This window comes from Amycolatopsis sp. NPDC052450 (genome assembly GCF_044547565.1).
Lineage (GTDB): Bacteria > Actinomycetota > Actinomycetes > Mycobacteriales > Pseudonocardiaceae > Amycolatopsis.
In genome coordinates, this window is sequence record NZ_JBIUAQ010000020.1 from 16,521 (window position 1) to 30,620 (window position 14,100).

Genomic DNA, 14,100 nt, shown 5'->3' on the forward strand with positions numbered 1-14,100 from the left:
TTTCCTCGTTATTTCAGTGGGGTGGGGATCAGTGGTCGTGGTCGTCGTCGAAGTTGGCGACGCCGAGTTTCCAGTAGCCGGTGACGTCGTGGTCGGCCTTGCCGAGCCCGAGGTCGTTCTTGAGCCAGCGGCGCAGGGGTTTGATCTGCCCCGCTTCGCCCGCGACCCAGGCGTAGAGCCGCTCGCCTGCCGGAACCTCGATCGTCTGTACCGCGCGGGCGAGCATGTCGGTGGTGCCCGGCGCGGCGGCACCCCGGTGCAGCCAGTGCACTTCGACGTCCTCGGGCGCGGACAGCTCGATCTCCTCGGCCGCGTCCGCGACCTCGATGAACGCCCAGCCCGCGGCGGTGCGCGGCAGTTCCTCCAGCCAGCGCGCGATCGCGGGCAGGGCGGTGAGGTCGCCGGCGAGCAGGTACCGGTCGTAGTTGTGCGGCACGATCAGCCCGCCGGGCGGACCCGCGACGTGCACCGGCGTACCCGGCGTGACGGCCTTGGCCCATTCGGCACCGAGCCCACCCTCGTGTAGCGCGACGTCGAGGTCGAGTTCCCCGGAGACCGGGTCGTAGCGGCGGACCGTGTACTCACGCGTCGTCGGGAACGGCTTCGGCCAGCGCAGCATGTCGCCGTTCGGCTCCGGCAACCTCGGCTCCGGGTCGAACTCCGGGAAGATCAGCTTCACGTGCTCGTCGGGCGAATGCGCCTCGAACCCGGCCGTGCCGGGCCCGCCAAGGGTCACGCGAACCAGTCCGGAGCCGATCATCGCGGTGCGGACGACTTCGGCCGTCCGCACGCGGATGGGGTAGCCCACCTTCTCCGCGTGCTCGCCCACGCGGACCTCGGCGATGCGTTCGAGGTGCCGGTGGCGGTGGTCGGCGCGGCTCACGCGGGGCTCCCGGTGAGAACCCGGGTCCAGTGCCCGAGGGTCGGCTGTTCGGCGAGGTCGGCGAACTCCAGGGTGTCGGCTCCCTCGGTGCGCCACTGCTCGACCAGGCCCATGATCCGCATCGAGTCGAGGCCGAGGTCGGTGAGATCGGTGTCCGGCGTCAGCTCGGCCGCGTCGCAGCCGAGCAGTTCGGCGACGTCGGCGTGGATCTTCGCGGTGGTCAGGCTCATTACCGTGCTCCGGCGTGGATCGGGGCCAGCGCGCCGAGCGCGGCGGCCGTGGTGGTCAGTGCGCCACAGCGCTGGGCGACGTATTCGCAGGCCTGGTCGTGACGTTCGCGGGAGAAGTCCGCCACCGCGTCGCCGACGAGGAACGGCTGGATGTCGCGCATGAACGCCTCGACCGCGGTGGCCTGGCAGCCGATATGCGCGTAGACGCCGGTGATCAGCAGCTGATCACGGCCCGCTTCGGCGAGCTGTTCGGTGAACGTGCTGCGCTGGAACGCGCTGTAGCGCCACTTCGTCAGGACGGTGTCACCCGGTTTCGGGGCGAGTTCGGGCACCACGTCCGCGGCCGCGGGGTCGTCCTCGATGACCGCGCCGATGCCGTCGCCCCAGAACTCGGTGAGCAGACCGCGGTCCTCGGCGGCCTGGTGACCGGGCTGCGCGGTGTAGAACACCGGAACGCCCGCGGCGCGGGCGGCCTCGGCCAGCGCGGCGATGTTCGCGACCATCTCCGGGACCGGGGCGCCCTCGTACGGCGCGAGGAAGTACCGCTGCGCGTCGTGCACCAGCAGCGCGGCGCGGGCGGGGTCGGGTTTCCAGCCGACCCGTCCGGCGGGCAGTTCGGCTTTCGTCGGCAGGGCGTACGGCTGGATCTTGGGCAGTGACACGTTCACTTCTCCTTCGCCAGGGCGGCCAGCGCCGCCCGCAGCTCACGTTTGCTGGTCTTGCCGACCCCGGTCACCGGGAACTCCGGCACCACCTGGACCAGATCGGGCACCTTGAACGCCGCCACTCCGCGTTCGCGCACGAACCGGCGCAGTTCCGCGGCGCCGGGTTCGGCACCGGCAGCGGGGACGACGTAGGCGCAGGTGCGTTCGCCCAGGTACGGATCCGGCACCGCGACGACGGCGGCGTCGAGCACGCCGGGATGGGCCATCAGGTGGTTCTCGACCTCTTCCGCGGCCACCTTCTCGCCACCGCGGTTGATCTGTTCCTTGGCCCTGCCGACGACTTCGAGGTGTCCCGACGGGTGCTGCCGCACGAGATCGCCGGTGCGGTAGAAGCCGTCCTCGGTGAACGCGGTCTTGTTGTGCTCGGCGGCGCGGTAGTAGCCGCGGATCGTGTACGGGCCGCGGGTCAGCAACGCGCCGATCTCCCCCGGCGCGACGACATCGTCCGAAGTGGACAGTGGGTCGTCCGGGTTCACGACGCGGATCTCGTCGTCCGGCGAGATCGGCCGTCCCTGCGTGGCGAGGACGTACTCGTCCGGATCGTCGAGCCGGGTGTAGCAGACCAGTCCCTCGGCCATGCCGAACACCTGCTGCAGACGGCAGCCCAGCGCGGGCCCGATCTTATCCGCCAGCTCACGAGCGCATTTGGCGCCGCCGACCAGGAGGACGTCCAAAGAGGACAGATCGCGGGTGGTCCGCGCGGCCGCCTGTGCCCACGCGGCGGCCAGCGGCGGCACGAGCCCGGTGATCGTCACGCCCTCGGCCTCGATCAGCCGGAACGCGGTGTCGGCGTCGGGACGCGGCGCGAACACCGTGGCCGCGCCAGCGTGCAGGGCACCGAGCAGGCCGGGCGAGCTGAGCGGGAAGTTGTGCGCGACCGGCAACGCGGCCAGGTACACGCTTTCCGGGCGCAGACCACAGATCCGGGCGCTTTCGCGGACGCTGTAGAGGTAGTCGTCGTGCGTGCGCGGGATCAGCTTGGGCAGTCCGGTACTGCCGCCGGACAGCTGGAGGAACGCGACACCGGCGGGATCCGGATCCGGCAGAGCGCGCGGAGTCGCCGCTTCGAGCACGGCGAACTCCTCCGTGCCGACGACGAAGACGTTGCGCACCGAAGGGATCTCGGCCGCGACCGCGCGCGCCATGGCCGCGTGGTCGAACCGTTCGTGCTCGCCGACGGTCAGGATCGCCGCGGCCTCGCTCTGCTCGGCGAAATGCCGCAGTTCGCTCGCCCGGTGCGCGGGGAGCGCGAACACCGGCAGCGCGCCCGCCCGCCACAGTCCGAAAACGACGGACGCGAACTCCGGCACGTTCGGCAGTTGCACGACGACCCGGTCACCCGCCTGGATCCCGGCCCCGGCGAACCCGGCGGCGAGCCGGTGCGCCCGCTCGTCGAGTTCGGCGAACGTCCAGCGGGCGGTCTCGCCGATCACGGCCGGACGTTCGGCGTACGCCTCGGCCAAGCTGGTCAGCAGCTTGCCGAAGGTCTGGCCGCGCCAGTATCCCGAAGCCCGGTACCGCGCCGCGGTTTCGGGCGGCCAGGGCACGTGATCCGGGTTCACGCCGCTCCCTCCAGGCCGAGCGCGCGCAGCATGGTGCCGAACTTCGCGCCGGTCTCGGCGAGTTCGGCTTCCGGATCGGAACCCGCCACCACACCCGCGCCGGCGAACAGCCGCACGGTGCGGTCACGGACCTCGGCACAACGGATGGTGACGACCCATTCACCGTCACCGTCCTGATCGGTCCAGCCGACCAGACCCGCGTAATAGCCCCGGTCCTCGGGTTCGAGCGCGGCGATGGTGTCGCGGGCGAGCGCTGTCGGCACCCCGCAGACGGCGGGTGTCGGATGCAGTGCCTCCGCCAGTCCGAGCGCGGAAGAACCGGCGTCGCCCGGGTCGGCGAGCCGTCCGCTGATCCTGGTCGAGAGGTGCCACATCGTGGGCGTGCCGATCACCTCGGGTTCGGCGGGGGCGTCGAGGTCGACGCAGAACCGGCCCAGCACTTCGGCCACCTGGGCGGCGACGTGGGCGTGTTCGGCACGGTCCTTTTCGGACGCCAGCAGATCGCTGATCCGGCGCGCGTTTTCGGCGTCGTCGGCCACTCGCGGCCGCGATCCGGCCAGCGGGTTGGCCGTCACGATCCGGCCGCGGCGGGAGACCAGCAGCTCCGGGCTCGCGCCGATCAGGGTGCGCGGCGCGGCATCACCCGGCGCGCTGACGTCGACGGCGAAGGCATGGGCGGCCGGGTCCGCGTGGACGAGGCGGGCCAGCAGCCGCGGCACGGCGACGGGGTCTCCGCCGGTGACGTCGAGGCAGCGGGCCAGCACGATCTTGCGCAGGCCACCGTCGCGGATCTCGTCCAGCGCCCTGGCGACGGCAGTGGTGTAGACCTCCGGCGCCGGCCGCGGCGTGACCGACCAGTTCCCGCCGAGCGGTGCCACCGGACCACTCTTCTTCGGTGGTCCGGCCCGGCGGACCACCGCGGGCACCACCAGGCTGCTCGGCGCGTCGGGCCGGAACCCGATCGCCCCGGCGACCACCGGTTCGTCCACTCCCGCCACCAAAGCGGCGTCGAGGATCTTGGCGGCGGCACGGGCACGTTTGCCCGGCGCCGCGTGCACCGGCGAGTACACCCCGTCGCCGAGGAGCGATCCTCGAGCGGACGAGTAGTAGAACGATCCGGGCAGGTACGCCGCCAGCAGATCGGCCGCCTGGTGGACCGGCCTTGGTCGGGCCGGTGCAGGTGAGGACACGACTGGATTCCCTTTCGCGAATACTACTGACCAGGTCGGCACCCGTGTGGTGCTGCGGTGCCATATGCGGCGCGGAACGCAACCCCCGGACGCGCCTTTTCGGTTAGCCTAACCTAATCGTACGGACCCGAAAAGTCTTCGTTGCGTCATCGAGATCACCCGCGGAGCGTGGCGCCGCCGTCGACGTAGAGATTCTGCATCGTGATGTGCCGCGCTCGATCGGAGGCCAAAAACAGGACGGCGTCGGCGATATCGCCGGGTTCGGCTATCCGGCCCAGCGGTATGCCGACGCGGTATTGCTCCGGATTTCCCGCGATGACACGGTCCGCGCCGTTCTCGTCCGTCCACAGTAGACGTTGCATCTCGGTGTCGGTCGAGCCGGGCGAGACGATGTTGCAGCGGATACCGGAACCGGCGAGTTCGAGCCCGAGGCACCGCGTCAGCATCGTCGCCGCGGCCTTCGAGGCGGCGTACGCGGCCATCCCGGCGCGCGGGACACCCGCCGCGTTCGACCCGACCGTCACCAGGACACCGCTCCGGCGAGGCACCATCCGGCGGGAGATCTCGCGAAGGACGGTGAAGACTCCGGTGGAGTTGACCGCGAACGTCGCCGCCCAGTCCTCATCGCTCGTCTCGCAGACCGACCCCGGCTTCAGCACGCCCGCGACGGACGCCCCGATCCCGATCGGCCCGAGTTCGCGTTCGACCTCGTCGACCACCCGCGCGACGGCCGCGGAATCCCCGACGTCCGCGACGAACGAGGTCACCCCGTCCCGGGAAGGCCCTTCGGTCAGGTCCACCGCCGCCACGATCGCGCCCGCTCCGACGAGCCCGTCCACGACGGCCGCCCCGATCCCGCGCGCGCCTCCGGTGACGAGCGCGACCTTGCCCTCGATCCCTTCCACGCCACAACCCCCGTTTCCCTATGCTTAGCCTTGCCTAAGCTAGCGGGCGGATCCGGACAAAGCGAGGGACCGACACCGGTGATCCGTGACACTTCCGTCCGGACGGGACCCGGTAAAAATGCCGTGGCACGTGCCACTTGTGTCTGCATTCCGGTCCCGGCTGGGTTCAGTCCGTGAGGGCCTCCTTCCCTACCCTGAAGGCAGGGAAGGAGGCCCTCGCTACCCGTGGTCGCCGGGCGTACCAGCTGCGCGTGAAGGACCCTTTTCCCGGTACATAAAGGCTGACAAGGGCGCCCTGCGGCGCTAACCGGGCAAGGGACAGGACAGTGGACCGCGTGTGGTTCCTTCGTCCCGCAAGGTGATCTGCGCGCTTCCGCCGAGCGCGTCCCTGGCGGTGCACACGATCTGGTCGACGGCCATCGCCGACAGCCCGGCGACGCCGATCGAGAGGGTCACCGTGACCCCGTTGGGCCCGGCGGTCTGGTCGAGGACCGCGGTGCCGGGCGGGACTTCCGTGGTGTAGTCCCGTTCCCGCTCGCTCTCGTCGGGTCCGGCGGCGAGCAGATCGATGGGGCTCGCCGGCGGGAGTTCCTCGGCGAGCGGGCGCAGCACCCGGACCGGCTGCCCGCCGGACAGGAAGTAGAGCACCGCGCCGTTGGCGGGCCCCGTCGGCGCCGGCGCTCCGGCGATCACCGCGCTGGGCCGGACACCGCAGCCCGCGACCACCGACGCGATCAAGAGCAGTGCGAACACGATCCGCTTCATTCCGTCACCACCCGGCGAGGCAGGCGCAGGGTGAACACGGCGCCGCCGTCGACGCCGTTGGCCGCGCTCAGGGTGCCGCCGTGCAGACGGGCGTTCTCCCAGGCGATCGCGAGACCGAGCCCGCTGCCGCCGGAGCGCGCCCTGGCCGAATCGGCCTTGTAGAACCGGTCGAACACGTGCGGCAGCACCTCGGGCGCCAGCCCCGGCCCGCGATCCGTGACCTCCAGCGTGATCCACTCCCCCGCTTCGGAAAGTCTCAGTGAGACCGGCTTTTCCCCGTGCCGCAACGCGTTGCCGGCCAGGTTCGCCACGATGACGTCCATCCGCCGCGGGTCCAGCCCGGCGAAGATCCCCGCGGGCAGGTCTCCTTCCACCTCGCCGGCCCAGCCGCGGATGCGCAGGCTCGCCGTGACCACCTCGGCGACGTCGACCTCTTCCGGTGCGAGGGCGGCGGCCCCGGCGTCGAACCGGGACACCTCGATGAGGTCGTTCACCAGCCGGGTCAGGTTGTGCGTCTCGTCGATGCTCATCCGCGCGGCACGTCCGGCGTCCCCCGGCAGCCGCGACGCCTCCTGCTCCAGCACGTCGGCGACCGCGGTCATCGCGGCCAGCGGGGTGCGCAGTTCGTGCGAGACGTCCGCGACGAACCGCCGCGCGTCGGCTTCCATCCGCCGCAACTCGCCGACATGCCGTTCCAGCGATTCGGCCGTCTCGTTGAAAGTCCGTGCCACGCCCGCCAGCTCGTCCGAACCGCGGACACTGATGCGGGCCCGCAGATCGCCCGCGCCCAGCCGTTGCGCCGCGTCGCCCAGTTCCCGCACCGGCCGCAGGACGCCACGCGCGGCCAGCAAGGCCAGTCCGATGGCGAAAACGAGCGCCACCCCGCCGATCAGCCAGGCACGGGTGGCGAGTTCGTCGATGCTCTGTTCCTCGGGAACCATGCTGCGGGCGATGTATGCCTCGATCCCCGAAGCCCGCTGCTGTCCACCGGGCAGCAGCACGGTGAACCTGGTGCCCACCACCAGCATCGGCTTGCCAGCGACGTCGACCCGTTGCCAGGCCACGTTTCCCGCCTGGACCCGCTCGCGGAGTCCCGGCGAGATCAGCGCCCGCATCTGCTCGTTCCCGCTCGACTTGTCCGCGTACAGCACCAGGGAACTCAAGTCGCGGTCGGACAGTTCGCCGCTGATCCGGCTCAGCGTCCCGTCGCCCGGCGGCAGCGGGCCGAGCGGGTACAGCGCGGTGGCCTTGTCGACCAGGACACGGGCGGTGGCGTCCTGTGCCTGCTGGAGGATCACGGTGCGGGACTGGACGTAGCCGAAGCCGGCGACCGTCGCCGCCGTGATCACGACCAGCAGGCTGAACGCCATCAGCAGCCGTGTCCGCAGACCCCAAAGCTTCACAGTGGCCCGAAGCGGTAGCCGAACCCGCGGACCGTCTGCACGTACACCGGCGCGGAAGAGTCGTCCTCGATCTTCGCGCGCAGCCGCTGCACACAGGCGTCGACGACCCGCGAGTCGCCGAAGTAGCCGTGCTCCCACACACTTTCCAGCAGGTACTGGCGGCTGAGCACCCGGCCCGGCACCTGGGTCAGTTCCAGCAGCAGCCGCAGCTCGGTCGGGGCGAGGGCGACGGGTTCGCCGCCTTTGGTCACCGTCAGCGCGGCACGGTCGATGCCGAGGTCGCCGTGGTGCTCGATCCCGGACGGCGCGGGCGCCGTGTGCGACGGCTGCCCGCTGCGGCGCAGCACCGCGCGGATCCGTGCCTCCAGCACCTGTGCCCTGGCGGGTTTGACCACGTAGTCGTCCGCGCCGGCGGCGAGGCCTGCCACCACGTCGATGTCCTCGTTGCGCGCGGTGAGCATGATGATCGGCAGGTCGCCCGCGGCCCGGATCCGGCGGCAGACCTCGAAGCCGTCCAGTCCGGGCAGCATCAGGTCCAGTACGACGATGTCCGGCGGCCGCGACGCGAGCCGCGCGAGACCCTCCTCGCCGGTGGCCACCGCGTCGACCGCGTGGCCGCGGCCGCCCAGCGCCATGCACAGCCCGTCACGCACGGCTTGGTCGTCCTCGATGAGCAGCACCCTGGGCATGCCGACGACTATCGCAGCGCCGGACGTGATCCGCTCGTCCATGACACGCCATGGTGCCCATCCTGTTTCCGCGGAGCGTTCGCGGAATGTCTTCGTTCTGTCACGGCGTGCTCCGTGCGGAACGGTGACATTTTCGTCGGCGTCCGCGCACGTCGCCGCGATCGGCCTCGGACAAGCGACGTCGACTGTGAACGGCATGAAAGAACTCGTGCTCGCGGCCATCACCCGCGTCCTCGCGGTGCTGCTGCTGATCCCGGCGTGGCTGCGGTCCCCCGGCAACGCCCGGCGGCTCGCCTGCGGCTGGGCACTGTCGCTGCGGTTCCCTGCCGAGAACCTCGCCGGGCTCACCGGCGGCACCCTCGACGCGTTCACCGCCGCCAGGACCGAGGCGTTCTGGCGGCACGGCACGCTCCTCGGCGTCACCTCCGGACATCGTGACGCCGCCGAGCAGCATCGGCTGTTCCTCGCCGAGGCCGGGCGAAAGCGGGTGCTGCCGCCGAAGGATTCCGCGCACGTCCGGGGTACCGCGCTGGACGTCCGGCCGCGCGAAGGCGCGCAGTGGCTGGAGGACCACGGTGCCCGCTTCGCGCTCTACCGGATCTACGACAACGAATGGTGGCATTTCGAGTACCGGCCCGGCGAAGCCCCGCCCGTGCGGTTACCGCATCCGGGCTGGCGGGCGGGTGTCACCCGGTGACGGTGATCCGCGGGGCCAGCGCCGCCAGGAAGTCGGCCGCGTCGAAGATCTTCCCTGCCGAGACGACCCCGGTCGCCTTGGTCCGCCCGTCGAGCACCCGCTGGACGGCCTCCACCACCAGCGGTGCCGTGATCGCGTAGATGTCCTGGCCCCGCGCGACGATCCGCCGTTCCGCGGCACCGGAGCGCACGACGACGTCGACCAGGAACTCCTGCGAAGACGCGCTGTCCGATCCCAGCGTGGGCGTCTCGGGTGTCACCACCTCACGAGCCGCGTTCACGGTCATGTACGTGGTCACCTCCGGGATGCCGAGGTGGGTCGGGACGGTGACGACGTCGGCCATCGTGAACTCGCCGAGCACGGCGCGGGTCCCGAGCGGCGAGGGGAAGTCCCAGTCCAGTTCCGGCAGCGCGTCGTCGCGATACTCGATCCGGCCGCCGGAGAACCGGATCCGCTGACCGCCTCGCCGTTCCCGCGACACCTTGCCCGCCGCGCGGGTCCCCTCGGTCGGCTGCCAGCTGCTCAGCGCGTAGGCGACGTGCGCTTCGTCCGCGGACGTCCAGTCGCCCATCGCGGCGGTGACCATCAGGTCGCCGAGACCGCCGAAGAACGCCATCGCCGGGATCACCGTCGCTCCCTCGGCACGGTCGCCGAAATGCGCGAAAGTGTCCATGTTCGCTTCGAGTTCCGCCGCCACGTCCAGATACGGGACACCCGCTCGCAACGCCGCTTCGATCACCGGAGCGGCGGTGTCGGCGAAGGGCCCGGCGGCGTTGATCACCGCGTGGGCACCCTTGAACGCGCGGTCGAGCGAAGCCGCGTCGTCGACCGACGCCTGCCGGATGTCGAGATCGGACCACGGCAGAGCGCGCAGTCTGGCCTTGTCACGCCCCACCGCCAGCACGCCGAAACCACGCTCGCGCAACTCCTCCACCACGAAGCGCCCGGTGTGCCCGTAAGCCCCGAACACCGCGACGTCGTACGTACCCATGAGGGGTTCTCCTGTCCTCGACTGATCCACTGTGGACCATCCTGTCGCCGGATCCCGACCGCCGACAGTGTCCGGAACGCCATCATGCGTACACTTTCGGACATGAGCACGGTCGCCCTCGCCGCCACTGACGGCATGCTGCACTTCGAACTGGCCATCGCCAACGAGGTCTTCGGCACCGGCCTGCCGGGATTCGACGGCCCCTGGTACGAACTCAGCGTCTGCGGATCGAAGCCGGTGAAGGTCGGCCGCTTCCTCCTCGAACCGGACCACGGGCTCGGCCATCTCGCGCGTGCCGACACGGTCATCGTCCCCGGCTGGGCCGACATCGACGTCGATCCGCCCGCGGACCTCGTCGACGCCGTGCGGGCCGCCCACGAAGCGGGCGCGCGGGTCGCATCCCTCTGTACGGGCGCGTTCGTGCTGGCGGCCGCCGGCCTGCTCGACGGCCGCCGCGCCACGACGCATTGGGCGCACACCGACGTCCTCGCCGCCCGCCATCCCCTGGTGGAGGTCGATCCGGACGTCCTCTACGTCGACAACGGCAGCGTGCTCACCTCGGCGGGCAAGGCCGCCGCGATGGACCTGTGCCTGCATCTGGTCCGCTCCGACCACGGTTCGGCGATCGCGAACACCGTGGCCCGCCGCCTGGTCGTCCCGCCGCACCGCGCGGGCGGGCAGGCCCAGTTCGTCACCGCCCCGGTGCCCGAACAGGACGACCATCCGCTCGGCGGCCTGCTCCCCTGGATCACCGAACGGCTGGACCGGCCGCTGACCGTCGAGGATCTGGCCCGCCACGCCAACATGAGTTCCCGCAATCTGGCGAGGCATTTCCGCTCGGCGACCGGGACGACCCCGTTGCGCTGGCTGCTGAACCAGCGCATCCGCCGCGCGCAGGAGCTCCTGGAGCGGACCGACGACAGCGTCGACCTGATCGCGGAGGCCACCGGGATGGGCACCGCCGCGACACTCCGTCGGCACTTCAACCGGACCGTCGGCGTGCCGCCGGACAGCTACCGCCGCACCTTCCGCGCGGCTATCGCAGCCGCGCCGTGATCAGCTCCGCGACGGCCGCCATCCCGGCTTCGTTCGAGTGATAGGGAACGCGTCCCGGCGCGGCCGCGTACCCGCCGTAGGCCGACTAGCGCCCTGGGAAAGGGCTTTGCCCAGCCGCCGCAGTCCTTCGGCGATCGTCTCCGGCGCGTGCGTGGCGAACGTGAGCCGCAACGCAGACCGGTCCGGCTCCCCCACCTGGAACGCCGAACCGGGCACGAAAGCGACGTCGTGGCGCAACGCTTCGGGAAGCAGCGAATCCGTGTCCGCGGCGCCGGGAAGGGTGACCCAGACGAACATCCCGCCGTCCGGATCGGTCCAGGTCGTGCCGGGCGGCGTGATCGCGGGCAGCTCGGCCAGCATCGCGTCGCGGCGCACACGGTAGGTCGCGCACAGTTTCCGCACGTGGGCGTCGATATCCGCGGCGGCCAGGTACTCGGCCGCCGCCGCCTGATCGACCGTCGAGGTGTGCAGATCGCTCGCCTGCTTGAGGATCGCGACGCGGCGCAGCAGGTCCCTCGGCGCCCGGAGCCACCCGAGCCGCATCCCCGGGGCGATCACCTTCGAGAAACTGCCCAGATAGATCGCGCGCTCGGCGAGTTCCGGACGGGCCGACATCGGTTCTTCGCGTTCGCCGCGATATCGCAGTTCGTGGTATGGATCGTCCTCGACGAGCCAGAACCCGTGGCGCGCGATGACATCCGCGAGCGCACGACGCCTGCTGGGACTGATCGTCCGGCCGGAGGGATTCGAGAACGTCGGGACCAGGTACAGCAGCGACGGCCGTTCCCTGGCCGCGATCTCGTCCAGCGCGGCCGGGTCGATCCCCTCCGAGTCGCCGGGAACGGGCACGATCCGCGCCTCGGCGAGCTGGAAGCACTGCAACGCGGACAAGTACACCGGTTCTTCCACCAGGACGGTGGCTCCGGGATCGAGCAACGCGGTGCTCAGCAGCTGAAGCCCCTGCTGTGAACCCGTGGTGATCAGAAGATCGTCCACAGTGGCCGGGAGTCCGCGACCGGCCAGCCGCCGCGCGAGCAGCTCGCGCAGCCGCGGATTCCCTTCGGTGGGCGAATACTGTAACGCGGACTTGTCGGCGAGTGCCCGGTCGAAGGCGGCGCGGAGGCCGTCCACATCGAACAGTTCCGGCGCGGGCATGCCGCCGGCGAAGGAGATCACGCCCGGACGGGCGGTGAGCGCGAGCAGATCGCGCACGGGAGAACTGGTGACGCCGTCCATACGACGGGCGAGGGGAAGAGACATGAAGGCTCCTCGGGAGAAACGTGCGGCTCCAGTGCAGCAGCCGGGGATCTTCCCGCGCGAGCAAGCAACTGCCGCCAGGATATCAGCGGTCCGGCTCCCCTAGGCTTGTCTTCGTGCCTCTCGTGGAAATCACCTACGCGCCCCATCTTCCCGAAGCCAAGCTGCGTGAGCTCGGTTCGGTTCTGCCGCATCTCGTGTCCGTCGCCGTGGAGTGCCCCGAGGAGCCCTACGACGGCGACCTCCAGCCGGGCGACGTGGAACTGCGGTTCCGCACGCCGGGACCGTTCGACCGGTTCGGGCTCGATCTCCTGGTCGAGGTCCGCTCGAAGTGGTTCCCGAGCCGGGCGGACAACCGGCAGGAGCGGGTGGACCTGCTGCGCACGAGCATCGAATCCGCGACCGGCATCGACGACGTCGGCGTGTACCTCTCACTGCCCGTCGCGGCCTGGTCGCAATCGGACTAACGCTCCCCGAACACATGCTGCCGGACGAACGGGCTCCGGAACTTCCCGTCCGGGTCCAGTTCGGTGGCCAGCGCCCGGAAATCGGCCAGCTTCGGGTAGTCCGCGGCGTGGTGGAACAGCTTCCCCCAGTGCGGCCGGACACCGAAGGGCGCCAAGCGTTCCTCCATGACGGGCAGTAGCGCGCGAACCGCGTCTTCGTCCGGCTGCCAGGTGAAGTGCAGTGCCAGCCTGTCGCCGCCGTGGAACGGGCTGAGCCACAGGTCGTCCCCCGCGACCGTGCGGATCTCCGAGGTGAGCAGGACGGGCGCCAGCCGGTCCCCGATGCCGCGCATCGCCTCCATCGCCGCGACGGCGTGCCAGATCGGCACGAAGTACTCGGTCTGGAGTTCGTTCCCCACGCTGGGCGTGAAGTCGAGGCGGAAATGCGGGATCCGTTCGTGCCACGGCCCCGGGACCCCGAGCTGCCGCGTGCAGTTGTCCGCCGGGATACCCGCCGCGTGAGCGGGATGCCGCGGCCCGTCCGCCGCCTTCGCGCCGAAGAAGTCCGCGCCCGGCCGCCCCGGCCCCTTGACCCACACCTGGTCGATCGTCTCGCGGGCCCAGTTCGTGAACAGGCTGACGCTGTAACCCGCGTCCTGGATCTCTTCGAAGTGCTCGTACGCCGACTCCCACGGCAAGCCGTCGAAGACGTCCTGGCGGAGGTCGAAGGACGGCACCAGATCGAGGGTCAGCCGGGTTACCACGCCCAGCGCACCGAGGCCGACGACCACACCGTCGTGCCGTGAGTACGTCTTCACCTCACCGTCCGCGGTGACCAGCTCCAAACCGGACACCGCCGACGCGAGACTCTGGTTGCGCCGCCCGGAACCGTGGGTCGCCGTCGCGACGGTGCCCGCCACCGTGCAGTGGGGCAGCGAAGCGAGGTTGGCCAGCGCGAACCCTGCCGCATGCGCCTGGATGGCGACGTCACCGTAACGCGCCGCCGCCGGCACCGTGACCGTCGCCGCGTCACTGTCGAGTCCGGCCACCTGGTCGAGCCCGGCCAGGTCGATCTGGACACCGCCCGGGAAGTCCGCGATGTCGTTGAAGCAATGCCTGCTGCCCAGTGCCTTGACCGCCGTCGCCCCGGCGACGGCTTCCTGGACCTCTTCGACGGTCCGAGGGCGAAGAATGCGGTCTGCGGTGAAAGTCTGATTCCCCGCCCAGTTCGTCTCGCGCACCAAGCCCCTTTTCCTTACGGCGTCCGGCCCCCGAGCCTACCCAGGCTAGATTGCCGGGTA

15 protein-coding genes are annotated in these 14,100 nt (G+C 70.8%); 3 read left to right on the top strand and 12 right to left on the bottom strand.

The features are described from left to right. Positions 1-28 precede the first annotated feature (28 nt). The 9 genes from ACIHAO_RS27920 to ACIHAO_RS27960 form a co-directional block, all read right to left on the bottom strand. A complete protein-coding gene (locus tag ACIHAO_RS27920; protein ID WP_396562675.1) occupies positions 29-883 on the bottom strand; it encodes a siderophore-interacting protein in 855 nt (284 codons plus the stop codon). Next, positions 880-1,113, bottom strand: coding sequence for a phosphopantetheine-binding protein (locus ACIHAO_RS27925; protein WP_125794394.1), 234 nt, complete (start codon positions 1,111-1,113; stop codon positions 880-882). Before ACIHAO_RS27925 ends, ACIHAO_RS27920 begins: the two co-directional genes overlap by 4 nt. Next, positions 1,113-1,781: an isochorismatase family protein gene (locus ACIHAO_RS27930; protein WP_396562678.1), complete on the bottom strand. Its 669-nt coding sequence runs from the start codon at positions 1,779-1,781 to the stop codon at positions 1,113-1,115. Before ACIHAO_RS27930 ends, ACIHAO_RS27925 begins: the two co-directional genes overlap by 1 nt. Then, positions 1,778-3,400 carry a (2,3-dihydroxybenzoyl)adenylate synthase gene (locus ACIHAO_RS27935; RefSeq protein WP_396562680.1) on the bottom strand — a complete coding sequence of 541 codons (1,623 nt, stop codon included), beginning with the start codon at positions 3,398-3,400 and terminating at the stop codon, positions 1,778-1,780. Before ACIHAO_RS27935 ends, ACIHAO_RS27930 begins: the two co-directional genes overlap by 4 nt. Then, positions 3,397-4,590 carry an isochorismate synthase gene (locus ACIHAO_RS27940; RefSeq protein WP_396562682.1) on the bottom strand — a complete coding sequence of 398 codons (1,194 nt, stop codon included), beginning with the start codon at positions 4,588-4,590 and terminating at the stop codon, positions 3,397-3,399. The genes ACIHAO_RS27935 and ACIHAO_RS27940 overlap by 4 nt, the downstream gene beginning before the upstream one ends. Before the next feature lie 155 nt (positions 4,591-4,745). Further along, positions 4,746-5,495: a 2,3-dihydro-2,3-dihydroxybenzoate dehydrogenase gene (dhbA, locus tag ACIHAO_RS27945; RefSeq protein WP_396562684.1), complete on the bottom strand. Its 750-nt coding sequence runs from the start codon at positions 5,493-5,495 to the stop codon at positions 4,746-4,748. Positions 5,496-5,798: 303 nt separating this feature from the next. After that, positions 5,799-6,260 (bottom strand): GerMN domain-containing protein, encoded by a 462-nt coding sequence (locus ACIHAO_RS27950; protein WP_396562686.1) that lies wholly within the window; start codon positions 6,258-6,260, stop codon positions 5,799-5,801. After that, positions 6,257-7,663: an ATP-binding protein gene (locus tag ACIHAO_RS27955; protein ID WP_396562688.1), complete on the bottom strand. Its 1,407-nt coding sequence runs from the start codon at positions 7,661-7,663 to the stop codon at positions 6,257-6,259. Before ACIHAO_RS27955 ends, ACIHAO_RS27950 begins: the two co-directional genes overlap by 4 nt. After that, a complete protein-coding gene (locus tag ACIHAO_RS27960) occupies positions 7,660-8,394 on the bottom strand; it encodes a response regulator (RefSeq protein WP_396562690.1) in 735 nt (244 codons plus the stop codon). Before ACIHAO_RS27960 ends, ACIHAO_RS27955 begins: the two co-directional genes overlap by 4 nt. A gap of 154 nt (positions 8,395-8,548) precedes the next feature. On the opposite strand from ACIHAO_RS27960, the gene ACIHAO_RS27965 reads away from it, so the two are divergent. Beyond that, entirely contained in the window at positions 8,549-9,049 is a 501-nt protein-coding gene (locus ACIHAO_RS27965) for a D-alanyl-D-alanine carboxypeptidase (RefSeq protein WP_396562692.1), read from the top strand. Here the strand turns inward: ACIHAO_RS27965 and ACIHAO_RS27970 are convergent. Continuing rightward, a complete protein-coding gene (locus ACIHAO_RS27970; RefSeq protein WP_396562694.1) occupies positions 9,039-10,040 on the bottom strand; it encodes an NAD(P)H-binding protein in 1,002 nt (333 codons plus the stop codon). The two genes, ACIHAO_RS27965 and ACIHAO_RS27970, sit on opposite strands and share 11 nt — an antisense overlap. A gap of 102 nt (positions 10,041-10,142) precedes the next feature. On the opposite strand from ACIHAO_RS27970, the gene ACIHAO_RS27975 reads away from it, so the two are divergent. Then, positions 10,143-11,096 (top strand): helix-turn-helix domain-containing protein, encoded by a 954-nt coding sequence (locus ACIHAO_RS27975; protein WP_396562696.1) that lies wholly within the window; start codon positions 10,143-10,145, stop codon positions 11,094-11,096. Here ACIHAO_RS27975 and ACIHAO_RS27980 read toward each other — a convergent pair whose 3' ends face one another. Next, positions 11,097-12,356 (bottom strand): PLP-dependent aminotransferase family protein, encoded by a 1,260-nt coding sequence (locus ACIHAO_RS27980; RefSeq protein ID WP_396562698.1) that lies wholly within the window; start codon positions 12,354-12,356, stop codon positions 11,097-11,099. A 113-nt stretch (positions 12,357-12,469) separates the two neighbouring features. Here ACIHAO_RS27980 and ACIHAO_RS27985 point away from each other — a divergent pair, with 113 nt between their 5' ends. Then, positions 12,470-12,820, top strand: coding sequence for a hypothetical protein (locus ACIHAO_RS27985; RefSeq protein ID WP_034316452.1), 351 nt, complete (start codon positions 12,470-12,472; stop codon positions 12,818-12,820). Here ACIHAO_RS27985 and ACIHAO_RS27990 read toward each other — a convergent pair. Then, on the bottom strand, positions 12,817-14,040 hold the full coding sequence (locus ACIHAO_RS27990) for an FAD-binding protein (RefSeq protein WP_396562700.1): 1,224 nt from the start codon (positions 14,038-14,040) through the stop codon (positions 12,817-12,819). The genes ACIHAO_RS27985 and ACIHAO_RS27990 overlap by 4 nt on opposite strands. Between the last annotated feature and the right edge of the window lie 60 nt (positions 14,041-14,100).